At 71.9% G+C, this 18,180-nt stretch carries 12 protein-coding genes; 7 read left to right on the top strand and 5 right to left on the bottom strand.

Annotated elements, in window-relative coordinates:
- Position 1: 1 nt before the first annotated feature.
- Together MQN93_RS15115 and MQN93_RS15110 are read left to right on the top strand one after the other, a co-directional pair.
- Complete coding sequence (locus MQN93_RS15115; RefSeq protein WP_242709876.1) at positions 2–2,764, top strand: SUKH-4 family immunity protein; 2,763 nt, start codon at positions 2–4, stop codon at positions 2,762–2,764.
- Between the two features lie 209 nt (positions 2,765–2,973).
- Positions 2,974–3,861, top strand: a complete 888-nt coding sequence (locus MQN93_RS15110) for a coiled-coil domain-containing protein (protein WP_242709875.1) — start codon at positions 2,974–2,976, stop codon at positions 3,859–3,861.
- A gap of 88 nt (positions 3,862–3,949) precedes the next feature.
- Here MQN93_RS15110 and MQN93_RS15105 read toward each other — a convergent pair whose 3' ends face one another.
- The 3 genes from MQN93_RS15105 to MQN93_RS15095 form a co-directional block, all read right to left on the bottom strand.
- Positions 3,950–5,560 carry a sodium/solute symporter gene (locus MQN93_RS15105; protein WP_242709874.1) on the bottom strand — a complete coding sequence of 537 codons (1,611 nt, stop codon included), beginning with the start codon at positions 5,558–5,560 and terminating at the stop codon, positions 3,950–3,952.
- Positions 5,557–5,994: a DUF485 domain-containing protein gene (locus MQN93_RS15100; protein WP_242709873.1), complete on the bottom strand. Its 438-nt coding sequence runs from the start codon at positions 5,992–5,994 to the stop codon at positions 5,557–5,559. The genes MQN93_RS15105 and MQN93_RS15100 overlap by 4 nt, the downstream gene beginning before the upstream one ends.
- A 194-nt stretch (positions 5,995–6,188) precedes the next feature.
- Entirely contained in the window at positions 6,189–7,691 is a 1,503-nt protein-coding gene (locus tag MQN93_RS15095; protein WP_308404322.1) for an MFS transporter, read from the bottom strand.
- Between the two features lie 377 nt (positions 7,692–8,068).
- Between MQN93_RS15095 and MQN93_RS15090 the strand changes: the two genes are divergently transcribed.
- The 3 genes from MQN93_RS15090 to mfd all read left to right on the top strand — a co-directional run bounded on the left by MQN93_RS15090 (position 8,069) and on the right by mfd (position 15,272).
- Positions 8,069–8,857 carry an ABC transporter ATP-binding protein gene (locus tag MQN93_RS15090; RefSeq protein ID WP_242709872.1) on the top strand — a complete coding sequence of 263 codons (789 nt, stop codon included), beginning with the start codon at positions 8,069–8,071 and terminating at the stop codon, positions 8,855–8,857.
- Positions 8,854–11,433 carry an ABC transporter permease gene (locus tag MQN93_RS15085; protein ID WP_242709871.1) on the top strand — a complete coding sequence of 860 codons (2,580 nt, stop codon included), beginning with the start codon at positions 8,854–8,856 and terminating at the stop codon, positions 11,431–11,433. The genes MQN93_RS15090 and MQN93_RS15085 overlap by 4 nt, the downstream gene beginning before the upstream one ends.
- Before the next feature lie 308 nt (positions 11,434–11,741).
- Positions 11,742–15,272, top strand: a complete 3,531-nt coding sequence (gene mfd / locus MQN93_RS15080; protein WP_242709870.1) for a transcription-repair coupling factor — start codon at positions 11,742–11,744, stop codon at positions 15,270–15,272.
- An 87-nt stretch (positions 15,273–15,359) separates the two neighbouring features.
- Here mfd and MQN93_RS15075 read toward each other — a convergent pair whose 3' ends face one another.
- Positions 15,360–15,545, bottom strand: a complete 186-nt coding sequence (locus MQN93_RS15075; RefSeq protein WP_016436401.1) for an antitoxin — start codon at positions 15,543–15,545, stop codon at positions 15,360–15,362.
- Between the two features lie 186 nt (positions 15,546–15,731).
- Between MQN93_RS15075 and MQN93_RS15070 the strand changes: the two genes are divergently transcribed.
- Together MQN93_RS15070 and MQN93_RS15065 are read left to right on the top strand one after the other, a co-directional pair.
- Positions 15,732–16,457, top strand: a complete 726-nt coding sequence (locus MQN93_RS15070; RefSeq protein WP_016436400.1) for an HNH endonuclease family protein — start codon at positions 15,732–15,734, stop codon at positions 16,455–16,457.
- A 73-nt stretch (positions 16,458–16,530) separates the two neighbouring features.
- The gene (locus MQN93_RS15065) at positions 16,531–17,274 is read left to right on the top strand and encodes a GNAT family N-acetyltransferase (protein ID WP_016436399.1); all 744 of its coding nucleotides are present in this window, start codon (positions 16,531–16,533) and stop codon (positions 17,272–17,274) included.
- A gap of 68 nt (positions 17,275–17,342) precedes the next feature.
- Here the strand turns inward: MQN93_RS15065 and MQN93_RS15060 are convergent, their stop codons facing one another.
- The gene (locus MQN93_RS15060) at positions 17,343–18,158 is read right to left on the bottom strand and encodes a hypothetical protein (protein WP_016436398.1); all 816 of its coding nucleotides are present in this window, start codon (positions 18,156–18,158) and stop codon (positions 17,343–17,345) included.
- Positions 18,159–18,180: the final 22 nt, after the last annotated feature.

Here is an 18,180-nt window from a genome sequence, read left to right as displayed (position 1 = left end):
GATGGTGACCTTCGCGCAGGCGCAGGAGCGCGCCGAGGAGTGGATCAACGGTGAGCTGCCGTCGTACCAGCATCGTGAGGTGCGGGTGCGGGAGTTCGAGCTGGGGTTCGTGGTGTGGGCCGAGGACCGGCCGGACGGGCCGCGTTCGGACGGCGGCCATCAGCGGCTGGTGATCGCCCGGGACAGCGGTGAGGCGACGTTGTGGCCGTCGTTGCCGGTGGGTGAGGTCATTCGCCGCTACGAGGAGGAGTACGGCCGTCCGGACGGGGTGGCCGAGCCTGCGCCGGCCGCGCCGGAGCGGGTGGATCTGAATCAGACGTCGTTCTTGTTGAGTCCGCCGGAGTGGCTGCAGGAGGCGGCGGACAAGCTGGGCATTCCGGATCGGCGCGGGGGTTCGGGTGCCGCTGCGGGTACGGGCGGTGGTGCTGCCGCGGCGGCGGGCGAGGGTGCGTCGGGGTCTGCCGCGCTGCCCGAGACGCAGGCCGGGACGCCGGTTCCGCCGGTCGCGCCGGCCGCCGGTGGCGGATGGCCGGAGGCCGGTGCGGGTGGTGCGGCCGGCAGCGGCGCCGGGGTGCCGCCCGCCGCGCCCGCAGGGGGGACGCCCTGGGCCGGTACGGACACCAACGCGGAGTCGGGCGAGGACCGTTCGGTGCCGCTGCCCGCGACCGTGTTCGCTCCGCCGCTGAGCAACCCCGACGACGGCGACGGCAGCACGGACACCCCGGCAGACGCCAAGACGGCCCTGATGTCGGGCGGCAGTCAGCTGCCGCGGACGACAGTGGCGCCGGCGGTCGGCCAGCCCGGGGCACCGGGCACGCCTGCTCCGGGCACGCCCGCGCCGGGCGCTCCGGCTCCCGGGGCCGTGCCGCCGCCCGCCCCGTCGACGTACGGCTATCCGCAGGGTGCGCCGGGCACGCCCGCGCCGGGGGCTCCCGCTCCCGGGACCGTGCCCCCGCCTCCGCCGTCGACGTACGGCTATCCGCAGGGCGGTGCCGCCGCTGCCGGGCCGGGTGCGCCGCCTCCGCCGCAGCCGCCCGCCGCTCCGGGACAGCCGGGCGGTCCGAACGCCGGGGACATCGCCGACGCCGCCACGAGCAAGGCGGGCCCGCCGCCGCGCCGTTCGACCACGCCGCCTCCGCCGAGCGCACCCGGCGCTCCGGGAGCCCGGCCGGGTGGCACGCCTCCGCCTCCGCCGGCGCCCGGCGCGGGCGGCTACGTACCGACGCAGCTGGTGTCGTCGCTCGGCCCGGAGGGGCCGCAGGGTGCCGCAGGTCCGGGCGCTCCGCAGGCTCCGGGCGCGCCGAACCCGCCCGGTGCGCCCCATCCGCCCGGCGCCCCCAACCCGCCCGGTCCGCCGAACACCCCCGGCGGTACTCCTCCGGGTGGTGTCCACCATGCGGCGACGATGCTCGCCGACCCGGGTCGGCCGGGCCAGGCGGGCGGTCCTCCGGGTCCTCCGCAGCCTCCGGCCCCGCCGGGTGCCCCTGGAGCACCCGGAGCGCCCGGTGTCCCCCAGCCCCCCGCTGCCCCCGGTGTGCCGGGTGGTTCGACGGGTGGCCGTGGGGCCGTCCATCACGCGGAGACCGTGCTGGCCTCGCCCTCCGTGGGCGGGCCCGGTGCGCCCCCGCCGCCGCAGGCTCCCGGTGTGCCCGGTGCGCCGCAGCCGCCCGGTGCCCCCGGGATGCCGCCGAACGTCGCGCCGTCCGTGCCGCCGCCCGGCGCGATGCCGCCGCCGGGGCAGGCGGCGCCCGGTCCGCAGCCGTCGTACGGCTATCCGCAGCCGCAGGGGCAGCCGACGGTGGGCCCCGGCTACCAGGCCGTGTTGCGCTATCGCGCCCAGGACGGCTCCGAGCAGCAGCTGATCCGGCGCTCCGCGCCGGGCACCCCGCACCCGGAGTGGCAGATCTTCCACGAGCTGCGCGCCATGAACGTGCCGCCGGACCAGGTGCTGGAGCTGCACACGGAGCTGGAGTCGTGCGCGCTGCCGGGTGCGTACTGCGCGCGGATGATCCGTGAGCAGTGGCCGCAGGCGCGGCTCGCGTCCATCGCCCCGTACGGCACGGATCATGCGAGCCGGCAGCAGGGCATGCAGCAACTGATCGCGCACCAGGGCGAGTTGCACCAGGTCGCGGACGGTCCGGCGCGTCCGGCGCCGGTGCGTGCGCCGCTGCCGCCGGTGCAGGCGGCGCCGCCGATTCCGCCGGAGGGCATCGCCCAGGAGCTGGCGGGCGCCTTCGGGCCGGGCATCTTCCGGTTCGAGCAGGTGGCCGTGGACCGGCAGGGCGTGCCGCCGGTCGTGGCGCAGGGGCTGGTCATGGGCGGCCTGCCGATGGACATGGGCCCGTTCTTCTGGGCGCAGGCCCAGCCGGGCCGACCCGTGCCGACGCTCGCCGAACTGGCGCAGGAGCGCGGTGTGCAGCCTGCCGCGGACGCGGGTTCGTACCTCGTCATGGGCAGCGACTTCGGCAAGGCGATCTGTGTGCAGTACGGCACGGCGAACATCGTGGCCGTGCCGGTGGAGGCGGGTCCGGGCGGGGCGCCGGTGCCGCCGCAGTTCGTGAACACGGGGCTGCCCGAGTTCCAGCGGTGCCTGGCGCTGCTGGGCCGGATGTGGCGGCTGAGGTTCGGGCTGAACCAGGAGCAGGCGGGCCGCTGGACCGTGGACTTCCAGGCCCAGCTGGCCTCGCTGGACCCGGCGGCGCTGGGTTCGCCGGAGAGCTGGTGGTCGGTGCTGCTGGAGCAGATGTGGGACGGGCTGCTGTGATGCGCCGCCGCTGACGCGTTCCGCGCTGATCCGACCCCGAGGGGCCGGGCCGGTCGTTTCGACGACGGGCCCGGCCCTTTCGCGTGCGACCGCATGTGAGCACTTGCGAGAGGTGCCCGGAGTGTCGCGTTATGAAGACTTCCGTCCGATATATCAAGATGTGCGCGAAATCATCATGTCGCGCCCGTTCGGCGGAGAGGGGTCCCAGGATGCGCAGCACGCCGGTCTCGCCCCACGGCTTCGGAGTCCTACGAGGGCGTGGCTACTGCCCCGAACAGGTCGAGGCCCTCGCCGAGGCGCTCTCGAAGGACCGGGACGCCGCCTGGGAGCGGGCGGCCCGGCTCACCGTGCTCGCCCGGGACATGGAGGTGGAGGCCGAGCTGCTGCAGGAGCATGTGGCGCAGCTGGCCCCGCAGTCGTACGAGACCCTCGGCGAGGGCGCGCGGCGGCTGTTCCAGTCGGCGCTGGAGGAGGCCGAGGCCGTGCGGGAGAGGGCGCGGCAGGAGGTCCGGCGGCTCGCCGAGGAGGCCGAGGAGCACGCGAACGGCGTGCGGGACGCGGCGCAGGCGCATGCCGACGCCGTGCGCGCCGAGGCCGAGGACCGCGCCCGTCACCGGCTCCTCGCGGCGCAGGCCGAGGCCGACGAGATCCGCGTCGAGGCCCGGCGCGCGGTGAAGGAGGGCCGCGGCGAGGCGCTGACCGCGCTGCGGGAGGTGCGGCAGCGTACGTCCGCGATGCTCACCGAGCAGGCCAGGGAGTGCGCGCGGCGGTGGGCCGAGGTGGAGCAGCTGGAGTCCGACCGGTTCGCCGGGCGCGATGCCCGGGGGGCCGAGCGCATGGCCCGCGCGGAGGCGGAACTGGCCGCGGCGGAGCGGGAGTTCGCGCAGGCGGAGGAGTTCGACCGGCGCAGCCAGGAGGAGGCGCGCGAGCGCGCCGCCGAGATCCTTGCGGCGGCCCGCGCGCACGAGGAGCAGATCGCCCGGGAGACGGAGCGGGTGCTGCGCGAGCACGAGGAGCGCTCCGGCGGCGTGCAGGCGGAGATGGACGTCGTACGCAACAGCCTCACGGCGCTGACGGGTTCGGCGTCGGGGGAGTGACGGGTGCAGTGACGGGCGAGCGGCCGGGGTGCGGGGACCCCGGCCGCTCGCCGTCGGCGTAACACCCGGTGCTCGGCCGCCCGGCTGCTCAGCCGCTCCTGCGCACCGCCCCCGCCAGGATCCAGCCCTCCACCGCCTCGTACTGGTGGCGCTGTTCCTCCGAGGCCCTGCGGCCGGAGATGACGGTGCCCAGCCAGCCGAAGGCGAAGCCCAGGGGGATCGTCACCAGGCCCGTCGTGGTGAACGGGAACCAGTTGACGTCGGCGTCGGGGAACGCCGAGATCGGTGAGCCGGAGACCAGGTTGGTGCCCGGCATCAGCAGCAGGACCGCCGCCGAGCCGCCGATGAGGGTCCACAGCAGGCCGCTGCGGGTGTAGCGGCGCCAGAAGAGGCTGTAGACCAGCGCGGGGGCGAGGGCGGAGGCGCCCAGGCAGAAGGAGAGCGTCACCAGGGGCTGCAGGCTGCGGTGCTGGACCAGGGTGGCCAGCAGGATCGCCGGGACGCCGACCGCGAGGGCCGAGACCCGGGCCAGGGTCATCTCGCGGCGCTCCGACATCTCCTGCACACGGGTCGCGAAGACGTCATGGGCGAGGGAGTTGGCGCAGGCGAGGATCATGCCCGCGACCGAGGCCAGCAGGGTCAGGAAGATCGCGGTCGTCACCGTGGTGAACAGGAACGTTTCGGCCGTGGAGATCTCCGGGCCGAAGGCCGCGCGCGAGCCCAGCAGGTAGGCCGTGTTGCCCTGCGGGTCCGCCCCCGCGATCACCGCACGCCCGATCAGCGCCGTGGCGCCGAAGCCGATCACCGTGATGATGAGGACGAACAGCACCACCAGCGACACCGCCCACGACATGGAACGCCGCACCTGGCGGGCGCTGCGCGCGGTGTACATGCGCATGGTGACGTGCGGCAGACAGGCGCCGCCGAGGACGACCGTCAGCTCCGAGGTGATCATGTCCAGGCGGGGGTGGGAGCTGCCGGTGAACTGCACCCCGGACTGCAGGAAGCGGGAGCCGACCCCGCTCTGCGCCGCGGCCGCGGTGAACAGCGCGCCCGGGTCCCAGTCGAAGCGGCGCAGCATCAGTACGGCGACCACGGCGCCCGATCCCAGGAGCATCACGATCTTCAGGATCTGGATGAGGGCGGTGCCCTTCATGCCGCCGATGGCCGCGTAGCTGATCATCAGGGCGCCGAGGCCGATGATGCAGCCCGTCTGCAGGGAATCGCCGGAGAAACCCAGGATGAAGGCCAGCAGCTGTCCCGTTCCGGCCAGTTGGACCAGCATCAGGGGCAGCAGTGCGGCGATGGTCACCGCGCAGGCGGCGATGCGCACGGAGCGGCCCGGCATGCGCCGTGCGATCGCGTCGCCCACGGTGAACCGGCCCGCGTTGCGCAGCGGTTCGGCCAGCAGGAACATCAGCAGCATCAGCGACAGCGCGGTGCTCAGGGCCAGCGCGATCCCGTCGTAGCCGCACAGGGCGATCACGCCGCCGGTGCCCAGCACGCTCGCCGCGGAGATGTAGTCGCCCGCGATCGCGAGGCCGTTGCGCATGGGGGAGAGGGAGCCGTAGCCGGTGTAGAACTCGTCGAGGTCGTCGCCGTCCGGGCCCGTCATCACGCACAGCAGCAGCGTGATCGTGGCGACGGCGGAGAAGGCGACGAGGGACATGGCCTGGGCGTTGCCGCTGAACCCGGTCATCGCGCCGCCTCCCGCTTGGCGTCCACCTCGGACTGCTTGCGGATACGGGCGGCGATCGGGTCGACGTAGCGGCCGGCCGTGTGCTCGTACAGCGCGATGGCCAGCCAGGTGACCGGGATCTGCAGCAGCGCGAGCAGCAGCCCGGCGGGCAGTCCGGAGGCGACCTCGTGTGTCATGAACGACGGCGCGAACGCCGAAAGGATCAAGAACAGCGTGAAGTAGCCGAGCGCGGTGAGGGTGGCGGTACGCCGCTGCCAGCGGTAGGCGCTGCGCAGGATCCGCAGATCGCTGTGGTGCCCGAGGGCGGGCTCGGCCGGTCGGCGCCGGTCGGTCGGCGCGGGATCGGTCAGGGGCGGCTGCCACGGGTACGTCATGTCGTACGCGGGTGACACGTGAGGGCGTGGCGGCGGGTGGGGGGACGGGTCGTAGGACATACCGGTGCTCCTTGAGCGGCTCGGGGCCGGTCCGGCGGAGGCTACTCGGCGGTACGGGCGGCGCGCGAGGTTTTCACCAAACTGATCGGTCGGTATGCGCTTACTTCGCTGACCTGCGGTGTTACCCCCGTTAACTCAGACTTTTGGCGGTCCGTCAGGGCGGTCAGCCGGTCAGGTCGGTCCGGTCGGTCCGTTCAGTCCTTGAGGACCGGGAATCGCCGGGGTGCGAGGAAGAGCAGGACGAAGAAAGCCGCGGCGGCCGCGCATCCCGCGCCGAGGTACACCGAGTGCACCGCGTCCGCGATCGCCCGCCGCGTCCCCTCCGGCACCGCGCCCGAATCCAGGTCCCGGGTCACCGAGTCCAGGTCGCCCGCGCCGCCGAGACGGGAGGCGAGCACGCCGTTGGCGACCGCGCCGAAGACCGAGGCGCCGATCGTCTGGCCGGTCTGCCGGCAGAAGAGGACGGACGCCGTCGTCGTCCCCCGCTCCGCCCACCGCACGGTGGACTGCACGCCCACGATCAGCGGGAGCTGGAAGAGGCCGAGGGCTGCGCCGAGGCACAGCATCAGCAGTGTCGGCTGCCAGGCGGCACCGGGATACGGCAGGAGCGGGAAGGCGAACAGGATCAGCGCGGCCGTCCCGATGCCGAGCATCGCGGTGTGGCGGAAGCCGATCCTGCGGTACACGTGCTGGCTCAGCGCCGCCGACACCGGCCAGCTCAACGTCCATACGGACAGCACGAATCCGGCGCTCACCGGAGCGAGACCGAGCACCGCCTGCGCATACGTCGGCAGGAAGACGCTCGGTGCCACCATGAGCAGCCCGAGCGCGGCCAGCGCCAGATTCACCGCCGCGATCGTCCGGCGGCGCCACACCCACCCGGGGATGATCGGCTCGGCCGCCCGGCGCTCGACCAGCACCACGACCGCGACCAGCACAAGTCCTGTACCGAACAGGGCCATTGAGGGCGCCGACAGCCAGGGCCAGGCCACCCCGCCCTGCACCAGCGCGGTCAGCAGCACACCCCCGCAGGCGAACACCGCCAGCGCGCCCGCCCAGTCGATACGGGGCCGGCCCGCCGACTCCCGCGCGGGCTCGTGGAGATGACGGACGATCAGCCACAACGCCACTGCCCCGATGGGGAGGTTGACCAGGAAGATCCAGCGCCAGTCGGCGTAGGCCGCGAGGATCCCGCCGAGTCCGGGCCCGGCCACCGCCGACACCGCCCACACCGTGGACAGCTTCGCCTGGATCCTGGGGCGGTCCTTGAGGGGGTAGAGGTCGGCGGCGAGCGTCTGGACGGTGCCCTGCAACGCCCCGCCGCCCAGTCCCTGCACGATCCGGAACGCGATCAGCGCGCCCATGTTCCACGCCACCGCGCACAGCAGCGAGCCGAGCAGGAAGACGGACGCGCCCGCGACCAGGACCGGCTTGCGGCCGAAGGTGTCGGACAGCTTGCCGTAGACCGGGAGGGTCACCGTCACCGCGAGCAGATAGCCGGAGAAGAGCCAGGAGAAGACCGAGAAGCCGCCGAGGTCCCCGACGATCTGGGGGACGGCCGTCGAGACGATGGTGGCGTCGAGGGCGGCGAGCGCCATCGCCAGCATCAGCGCGGCGACCACGGCCCCCCGTCTGCGGGCGTCCCGCGGTCGCTCGCCGGCCACCGACGCCCGTGTTTCCGTGTCCCCCTGGTCCACCGGATTCCTTCCCCATGCATCTATCTGCCCGGACCACTGTGCCACTTGACCCTCACGTCGCGGCAGGGTGCAGGGTGAGTGGGCCGGTGGGTGGACCGAACCCCTAGATCGGCTCCACCCGTCGGTGGAGACCCCTTAGGGGTTCCTCCGTACTACGGCTCGGGGAGGGTTCGTCCCGCTGGAGGACGAGACGGGCCGAGGGCGTCCTTAACCTGGCTTTACGCCGCTGGGGGGCGGCTGACCGAACCGACGGGGGTGGGGTTTTCCCCCGTAGAAGAGGGTGCTGGGCACCAGCGCGCCGGACCCCTTCGCAGGATCAGACTCATGCACGTACCAGTTCGAGCGATTCATCTGCTGCCCGACATAGGAGACTTACCATGACTTCGGCCGTGACCATTCCCAGGCACGGGGGTACTGGAGGGCGTACGGCCGTTGCCGCGCGAGCGCGACAGGTCGTCAAGGCGTACGGGTCCGGGGAGACCCGCGTCGTCGCCCTCGATCACGTAGACGTGGACATCGCCCGCGGCCAGTTCACCGCGATCATGGGCCCCTCGGGGTCCGGCAAGTCCACGCTGATGCACTGCCTCGCCGGGCTCGACACCGTGACCTCCGGTCAGATCTACCTGGACGAGACCGAGATCACCGGGCTCAATGACAAGAAGCTCACCCAGCTGCGCCGGGACCGGATCGGGTTCATCTTCCAGGCGTTCAACCTGCTGCCGACGCTGAACGCGCTGGAGAACATCACGCTGCCCATGGACATCGCCGGGCGCAAGCCCGACAAGCAGTGGCTGGCGCGGGTCGTCGACACCGTCGGGCTCTCCGACCGGCTCAGGCACCGGCCCACCCAGCTCTCCGGCGGCCAGCAGCAGCGCGTCGCCGTGGCCCGTGCGCTGGCCGCCCGGCCCGAGATCATCTTCGGTGACGAGCCGACCGGCAACCTGGACTCCCGGGCCGGCGCCGAGGTCCTCGGCTTCCTGCGGCGCTCCGTCGACGAGCTCGGACAGACCATCGTGATGGTCACGCACGACCCGGTCGCCGCCTCGTACGCGGACCGTGTCCTGTACCTCGCCGACGGCCGGATCGTCGACGAGATGTACAAGCCCACCGCGGACGCCGTCCTCGACCGCATGAAGGACTTCGACGCCCGGGGGCGTACGTCATGACCGTCCTGAAGACCTCGATGCGCAACTTCTTCGCGCACAAGGGCCGAATGGCCCTCTCGGCGATCGCCGTGCTGCTGTCGGTGGCCTTCGTCTGCGGGACGCTGGTGTTCACCGACACCATGAACACCACCTTCGACAAGCTGTTCCAGGCGACCTCCTCCGATGTGACGGTCAGCGCCAAGGGCGCCTCGGACAGCGGCGAGACCACCTCCGACAACGGCAGGCCGCCGGTCATGCCGGCCTCCGTGCTCGCCGAGGTGCGCGGGGCGCAGGGCGTGAAGTCGGCGGAGGGGACCGTCTTCTCGACCTCCGTCACGGTCGTCGACGACAAGAAGGACAACCTCTCGCCCTCCAGCGGCGCCCCGACCATCGTCGGCAGCTGGAACGGCAACGACGCCCGCACCATGAAGATCACCTCCGGTACGGCGCCCAAGGGCACGGACCAGGTGATGGTGGACGCCGACACCGCCGACAAGCACCACCTCGAGCTCGGCGACGAGCTCGGCGTGATCAGCGCGGTCGGCACGCACCACGCGAAGATCTCCGGCATCGCCGACTTCCAGGTCACCAACCCCGGCGCGGCGATCTTCTACCTGGACACGAAGACGGCGCAGCAGACGCTGGTCGGCCGGACGGGCGTCTACACGAACGTCAACGTCACGGCCGCCTCCGGGGTGAGCGACCCGCAGCTGAAGCAGAACGTCCGCGCGGCCCTCGGCGCCGGCTACAAGGTGCAGACCGCCAAGGAGACCGCCGACGCCAACCAGAAGGACGTCGAGGGCTTCATGAACGTCATGAAGTACGCGATGCTCGGCTTCGCCGGGATCGCCTTCCTCGTCGGCATCTTCCTGATCATCAACACCTTCTCGATGCTGGTCGCCCAGCGCACCCGTGAGATCGGCCTGATGCGGGCCATCGGCTCCAGCCGCAAGCAGGTCAACCGGTCCGTGCTGGTCGAGGCGACGCTGCTCGGAGTCTTCGGCTCGGTGCTGGGTGTCGGCGCGGGCGTCGGTCTCGCGGTCGGGCTGATGAAGCTCATGGGCAAGATGGGCATGCACCTGTCGACCAGCGATCTGACGGTCGCCTGGAGCACCCCGGTCGTCGGCCTGCTGCTCGGCGTCGTCGTCACCGTCCTCGCCGCCTATCTGCCCGCACGCCGGGCCGGCAAGGTCTCCCCGATGGCCGCGCTGCGCGACGCCGGAGCCCCGGCCGACGCGAAGGCCGGACGGATCCGTGCCCTGGTCGGCGTGGTGCTGACCGGCGCCGGCGGCTACTGCCTCTATCTGGCGGCGGGCGTCGACAAGGCCAAGGACGGCTCGCTGTGGCTCGGCCTCGGCGTGGTCCTCTCGCTCATCGGGTTCGTCGTCATCGGCCCGCTGCTCGCGGGAGGTGTCGTACGGGTCCTGGGCGCGGTGATCCTGCGGGTCTTCGGCCCGGTCGGCCGCATGGCCGAGCGCAACGCGCTGCGCAACCCGCGCCGCACCGGTGCCACGGGCGCCGCCCTGATGATCGGCCTCGCGCTGGTCGCGTGCCTGTCCGTGGTCGGCTCCTCCATGGTCGCCTCCGCCACCGACCAGCTCGACAAGACCGTCGGTACGGACTTCATCGTCCAGTCCGACAGCGGGCAGCTGATCACCCCGCAGGCCGTCAAAGCGGTCAAGGACACGCCGGGTCTGGAGCGGGTCACCGAGTACAAGACGTACGAGGGCGACTACACCACCCCCGACGGCAAGACGCTCAAGGACACCGACATCACGGCGGCCGACCCGTCGTACGCCACCGACCTGCGCACCAAGACGGTGGCCGGCAACCTCAAGGACGCCTACCTGCCGAACTCGATGTCGGTCCACGAGAAGTTCGCCAAGGCGCACGGCATCCACCTCGGCTCGAAGATCAGGATCGCGTTCAAGGACGGCGCGACCGCGAACCTGACGGTCCGGGCGATCACCAGCAGCGACGTCGTGATCGACGCGGGCGCCAAGTACATCTCCATCGCCACGCTCGCCACGTACGTGCCCGCCGACAAGATGCCGCTCGACGACCTGGTCTTCGCCACCGCCAAGGACGGGCAGCAGGACGCCGCTTACACCTCGCTGAAGTCGGCGTTGCACGACTACCCGCAGTACAAGGTGCGCGACCAGACCGACTACAAGCAGGCCCTGAAGGACCAGATCGGCCAGCTGCTGAACATGATCTACGGCCTGCTGGCACTGGCGATCATCGTCGCGATCCTGGGTGTGGTGAACACCCTGGCCCTGTCGGTGGTCGAGCGGACCCGTGAGATCGGCCTGATGCGGGCCATCGGACTCTCCCGCCGCCAGCTGCGCCGCATGATCCGCATGGAGTCGGTGGTCATCGCCCTCTTCGGCGCCCTGCTCGGCCTCGGCCTCGGCATGGGCTGGGGAGCCACCGCCCAGAAGCTGCTCGCCCTGGAGGGCCTGAAGGTCCTGGAGATCCCCTGGCCCACCCTGATCACGGTCTTCCTCGGCTCCGCCCTGGTCGGCCTGGTCGCCGCCCTGATCCCGGCGTTCCGGGCGGGCCGGATGAACGTACTGAACGCGATCGCCACCGAATAGGGGGCCCGGAGAACGGGGGAAACGGGGAAACGGGAAACGGGGGAACGGGGGAACGACCACCGCAGACGGGGGTTGCGGGGGAGCGCCCGGCGCCGGGGAGTCTTGGGGGACTCCTCGGCGCCGGGCTCTGTTTGCGCGCAGGCCTCTGTCTGTGCGCCGGGTTCGTTCGAGGCGCGGCGGCCCGCCATTGACCGGCGTTTTCCACAGCGACCGCGCCCTCGCGGAGCGCGACGTACGCTGGAGGGACCCCCGGCCCGCAGCGCGTGTCGGGCGGTTCGTGGTGCCCACCCCCGGACGAAAGCCGCCAAATGAGCCTGCACGGTCTGCTCGACGCCGTCGTCAAGGACCCCGCCCTCGCCGAAGCCGTCAAGGCCGCAGAGGGCGGCAACCGCATGCACGTCGACCTGGTCGGCCCCCCGGCGGCCCGCCCCTTCGCGGTGGCCGCGATGGCCCGCGAGACCGGCCGCACGGTGCTCGCGGTGACGGCGACCGGCCGGGAGGCGGAGGACCTGGCGGCGGCCCTCAGGACCCTGCTGCCACCCGACGGCGTCGTGGAGTTCCCGTCCTGGGAGACCCTGCCGCACGAGCGCCTGAGCCCGCGCAGCGACACCGTGGGCCGCCGCCTCGCGGTGCTGCGCCGCCTGACCCACCCGAGCCCCGACGACCCCGAGACCGGCCCGGTCTCCGTCGTCGTCGCGCCCGTGCGTTCCGTGCTGCAGCCCCAGGTCAAGGGCCTCGGCGACCTGGAGCCGGTCGCCCTGCGGACCGGCCGGAGCGCCGATCTGAACGACGTTGTGGACGCCCTCGCCGCCGCGGCGTACGCGCGCGTGGAGCTCGTGGAGAAGCGCGGCGAGTTCGCCGTACGGGGCGGCATCCTCGACGTTTTCCCGCCCACCGAGGAACACCCCCTGCGGGTCGAGTTCTGGGGCGACGACATCGAGGAGATCCGCTACTTCAAGGTCGCCGACCAGCGCTCCCTGGAGGTCGCCGAACACGGCCTGTGGGCGCCGCCCTGCCGCGAGCTGCTGCTGACGGACGACGTCCGCGCACGCGCGCGTGCCCTCGCCGAGGAGCACCCCGAGCTGGGCGAGCTGCTCGGGAAGATCGCCGAGGGCATCGCGGTCGAGGGCATGGAGTCCCTGGCCCCCGTGCTGGTCGACGACATGGAGCTGCTCCTGGACGTCCTGCCCAAGGGCGCCATGGCCCTGGTGTGCGACCCGGAGCGGGTCCGCACGCGCGCAGCCGACCTGGTGGCCACCTCCCAGGAGTTCCTGCAGGCCTCCTGGGCCGCCACCGCGGGCGGCGGCGAGGCCCCCATTGACGTCGGCGCGGCCTCCCTGTGGTCCATCGCGGACGTCCGGGAGCGGGCGCGCGAGCTGGACATGATGTGGTGGTCGGTGTCGCCCTTCGCCGCCGACCTGGAGCTGGAGGCGGACACCCTCAAGCTCGGCATGCACGCGCCCGAGACCTACCGCGGCGACACCGCCAAGGCCCTCGCCGACACCAAGGGCTGGCTCGCCGACGGCTGGCGCACGGTCTTCGTCACCGAGGGCCACGGCCCCGCGGCCCGCACGGTCGAGGTGCTCGGCGGCGAGGGCATCGCGGCCCGCCTGGACGCCGAGCTGGACACCATCTCCCCGTCCGTGGTGCACGTGGCGTGCGGCTCGATCGAGTACGGCTTCGTCGACCCGGCGCTCAGGCTCGCCGTCCTGACCGAGACCGACCTTTCGGGGCAGAAGGCGGCCGGCAAGGACGGCGCCCGGATGCCGGCCCGCCGCCGCAAGAGCATCGACCCGCTCACCCTGGAGGCGGGCGACTACATCGTCCACGAGCAGCACGGCGTGGGCCGCTACATCGAGATGGTGCAGCGCACCGTCCAGGGCGCCACCCGCGAGTACCTGGTCGTCGAGTACGCCCCCGCCAAGCGCGGCCAGCCCGGCGACCGGCTCTACATCCCCACCGACCAGCTGGAGCAGATCACCAAGTACGTCGGCGGGGAGGCGCCCACCCTGCACCGCCTGGGCGGCGCCGACTGGACCAAGACCAAGGCGCGCGCCAAGAAGGCCGTCAAGGAGATCGCGGCCGACCTCATCAAGCTCTACAGCGCGCGCATGGCGGCGCCCGGCCACACCTTCGGCCCGGACACCCCCTGGCAGCGCGAGCTGGAGGACGCCTTCCCGTACGTGGAGACGCCCGACCAGCTCACCACCATCGCCGAGGTCAAGGACGACATGGAGAAGTCGGTCCCGATGGACCGCCTGATCTGCGGCGACGTCGGATACGGCAAGACGGAGATCGCGGTGCGCGCCGCCTTCAAGGCGGTCCAGGACGGCAAGCAGGTGGCGGTCCTCGTGCCCACCACCCTGCTGGTGCAGCAGCACTTCGGGACGTTCTCCGAGCGCTACTCCCAATTCCCGGTCAACGTGCGGGCGCTCAGCCGCTTCCAGACGGACACCGAGGCCAAGGCGGTCCTGGAGGGCCTGCGCGAGGGCTCGGTCGACGTCGTCATCGGCACCCACCGGCTGTTCTCCTCCGAGACCAAGTTCAAGGACCTGGGCCTGGTCATCGTCGACGAGGAGCAGCGCTTCGGCGTCGAGCACAAGGAGCAGCTGAAGAAGCTGCGCGCCAACGTCGACGTCCTGACGATGTCCGCGACCCCGATCCCCAGGACCCTGGAGATGGCGGTCACCGGCATCCGCGAGATGTCGACCATCACCACCCCGCCCGAGGAGCGCCACCCGGTCCTCACCTTCGTCGGCCCGTACGAGGAGAAGCAGATCGGCGCGGCCATCCGCCGTGAACTGCTGCGCGAGGGCCAGGTCTTCTACATCCACAACCGGGTGGAGTCGATCGACCGGGCGGCCTCCCGGCTGCGGGAGATCGTCCCCGAGGCGCGCATCGCCACGGCCCACGGCCAGATGTCGGAGGCGGCGCTGGAGCAGGTCGTCGTCGACTTCTGGGAGAAGAGGTTCGACGTCCTCGTGTCGACCACGATCGTCGAGTCCGGCATCGACATCTCCAACGCCAACACCCTGATCGTGGAGCGCGGCGACAACTTCGGTCTCTCCCAGCTGCACCAGCTGCGCGGCCGGGTGGGCCGCGGCCGCGAGCGCGGCTACGCCTACTTCCTGTACCCGCCGGAGAAGCCGCTGACGGAGACGGCCCACGAGCGGCTCGCGACCATCGCCCAGCACACCGAGATGGGCGCGGGCATGTACGTCGCGATGAAGGACCTGGAGATCCGCGGCGCCGGCAACCTCCTCGGCGGCGAGCAGTCCGGCCATATCGCGGGCGTCGGCTTCGACCTGTACGTCCGCATGGTCGGCGAGGCCGTCGCCGACTACCGCGCCGCCCTGGAGGGCGGGGTGGAGGAGGAGCCGCCGCTGGAGGTCAAGATCGAGCTCCCGGTCGACGCGCACGTCCCGCACGACTACGCCCCCGGCGAGCGCCTGCGTCTGCAGGCCTACCGCGCCATCGCCTCCGCCAACACGGAGGAGGACATCGCGTCGGTGCGCGAGGAACTCGTCGACCGCTACGGCAAGTTGCCCGAGCCGGTGGAGAACCTGCTCCTGGTGGCGGGCCTGCGGATGCTCGCGCGCGCGTGCGGTGTCGGCGAGGTCGTGCTGCAGGGCAGCAACATCCGCTTCGCACCGGTGGAGTTGCGCGAGTCGCAGGAGCTGCGGGTCAAGCGGCTGTATCCCGGCGTCGTCATCAAGCCGGCGGTGCACCAGCTGCTCGTACCGCGTCCGAAGACCGCGAAGGTGGGCGGCAAGCCGCTGGTCGGGCGTGAACTGCTGGGCTGGGTCGGCGAGTTCCTGACGTCGATCCTGGGGTCGTAGACAGCACGGCCCGTGCGAAAGGCCGTCCGCGCGAGCACGTGCTCCGCTCGGACGGCCTTTCGCTGCCGTTCTCTGATCGCCGCCGTCCTAGGGTTGGTCCGGATTATCCCGGTTCATACCCATCCGGCCCTCGATCTTCTGCTGTGCGTCGTCGACCTGGCTCTCGTACTTGTTGCCGGTCCTCTCGTTGACCTTCTTCTCCGCCATGTCGGAGGCCTGCTTCGCCTTGTCCTGCAGCTGGCGGTTGCTCTTGAACCTGTCGAAGATGCCCATTCAGAGCTCCTTCCGGAGTCGCTCACCATCGACAGTACGACCGAATTGCACGGATCGACCACTTAAGCCCGAAGTGGTCTGGACCTCGTGCATGCCTCCGTGCGCCCTGTCGCTACCGTGTGCGCGAGTCGTACACAGGGAAGACGCCCAGCGGGGGCGGATCCGGGTGGCAGGGGAGGGCGCGCCGTGAGGCGTCTGAGGGGCGGGGCCGCGGCAGCCGTCGCGCTGGTGTTCGCGGTGACCGGATGCAAGGCGGAGACGACGACGGGCTCCGGCGGGCCCGAGCAGACCGGCAAGGGCGGGGGCGGGGGTGCCGCGCTCTCCGCGGCCGAGTCGCTGACCGTGAAGGGGCGGGCGCCGAAGACGGGGTACGCCCGCGACCGGTTCGGCACCGCCTGGGCGGACACCGACTCCAACAGCTGCGACACCCGCGACGACATCCTCAAACGGGACCTCGCGGACGTGAAGTTCACCGGCGGGACCTGCAAGGTCTCCTACGGCGTCCTGGAGTCGGACCCGTACTCGGGCAAGAAGGTCACCTACCGGCGCGGCCGCAGCCAGGTCGACATCGACCACATGGTCGCCCTCTCCGACGCCTGGCAGAAGGGCGCGAAGTACTGGGACGCGAGCAAGCGCATAGCCCTCGCCAACGACCCGCTCAACCTGCTCAGCGTCGACGCGAGCACCAACCGCTCCAAGGGCGACGGCGACACCGCGACCTGGCTGCCGCCCAACAAGGCCTTCCGGTGCACCTATGTCTCCGCGCAGGTCGCCGTGAAGAAGAAGTACGGGCTGTGGGTGACCGCCGCGGAGAAGGCGGCGATGGAGAAGGTCCTCAGGAGCTGCCCGGGACAGAAGCTGCCCTCCGGCGGCAACCCGACGAAGGCGCCCTCCCGCTTCCACGCGGACTGAACCGCGGCACTTCTGTGTGCGGAGCGGCGGGAAAACGGTGTGCGGCCGTGCGCCGCCCGCCTACGGTGGCCGCATGGAGCTGAAGGTGTCGAGCCTCGCCGAGCGTCCCGAGATGACCGGGCCCGTCGTCCACATGGCGAACAGCTGGCCGGAGTTCGTGACCCAGGACCTGGTGGGCGACGCCCACTACGGCCGGATCGCCGCCGAACTCCCGCAGTACGTCCTGTTCGCCGAGGACGAGCAGGACGTGGTCGTCGCCCACGCCTACAGCGTGCCCTTCGCGCTGGCCGCCGAGGGCCGCGGCGAACTGCCCGCCCGGGGCTGGGACCAGGTGCTCGTCTGGGCCTTCGAGGATCTGCGCCTCGGGGTGCGCCCCGACACCGTCAGCGCCATCGCGATCGTCGTCGCCCCCGAGGTCCAGGGCCGCGGGCTGTCCGCCCGGATGCTCTCCGCGCTGCGCGACAACGCCCGCTCCCTCGGCTTCCGTGAGGTCGTCGCCCCGGTCCGCCCGAGCGCCAAGCACCTGGAACCGCGCACCCCCATCGAGGAGTACGTCCGCCGGGTGCGCGCCGACGGGCTGCCGCACGACCCCTGGCTGCGGGTGCACGTGCGCGCGGGCGCCACCGTCGAGCGCGTGGCCACCGCCTCCATGACCGTCTCCGGCTCGCTCGCGCAGTGGCGCGCCTGGACGGGGCTGCCCTTCGACACCCGGGGGGATGTCGAGGTGCCCGGCGCCCTGGTGCCGGTGCGCTGCGAGCCGGAGCGGGACTACGCGGTGTACGTCGAGCCCAACGTGTGGATGCGGCACGCCCTTTGAGGGGTGGCACGCCCTGCGAGACGGCACGTCCTGCGAGACGGCACGTCCTTTGCAGGGGCGCGGGCGCGTCAGCCGCCCAGCGCGTCCAGGTCCAGGATCTTCCCGGCGGGCTTCTGCGCCGGGACCGGCTCGTCGAAGTCGCCGAAGGTGATCGAGCCCGGGTCCTTCGCGGTGCTGTCCAGGCGCAGCAGATACGGCTTGCCCTCGGTGGCGACGTACAGCGTGTAGCGCTCCTTGCCGTCCTTCACCTTCAGGACGGCCGCCTCCCTGCCGTCGACCTTCGCCGTGCCGGCCCGGGTCGCGGTGGGGTCCTCCGCGCTCCCCGAGGAGCCGCCCGAGCCGACGTCCTCGGCGCCCCCGAGCACCGTGTCGAGGTCGCAGAAGCTCGCGATGTCCTTGGCGTCCGAGCCCTTGGCGGACATCTTGGTCCACTTACCGGCCAGCATGTCGACGGCCGCGTCGACGTCCGCCTTCGCCTCGCCCTTGCTCTGCTCGCGCAGGAAGGCCTCGTCGTACTTCATGTAGACGGTGTCGCCGGTCTTGATCAGGTCGGCCTTGCCCTGAGCGCCCATGCCGAGCGTGCCGGCGCACTCGTTCTTCTTGTCCAGGGCCATGTCGATCCGGATCGTGCCGTCGCTCGCGTCGTCCTGGATGGTGCCCTTCATCCGGAGCGAGGAGGCTTCGGTGGTGGCCTTCATGGCCCGGTCGCCGATCTCGTCGGCGCTCAGACCCGCGAAGGGGTCCTTCGTCTTGCTCGCGGCGGCCGTGGCGGACGCCTTGCCGTCGGCCGTGTCATCGGCCGTGTCCTTGCCGGACTGGCAGCCGACGAGTCCGGTGGTGGCCGCGGCCAGCAGGCAGACGGCGGCAAGTGCGGTGCGACGCATGGGAATTCCTCGATGGTGGAGG

Source organism: Streptomyces spinosisporus (assembly GCF_022698145.1).
GTDB classification, from domain to species: Bacteria; Actinomycetota; Actinomycetes; order Streptomycetales; family Streptomycetaceae; genus Streptomyces; species Streptomyces spinosisporus.
The sequence above is the reverse complement of the archived record's forward strand: the minus strand, read 5'-3'. Positions and strand labels throughout refer to the sequence as shown.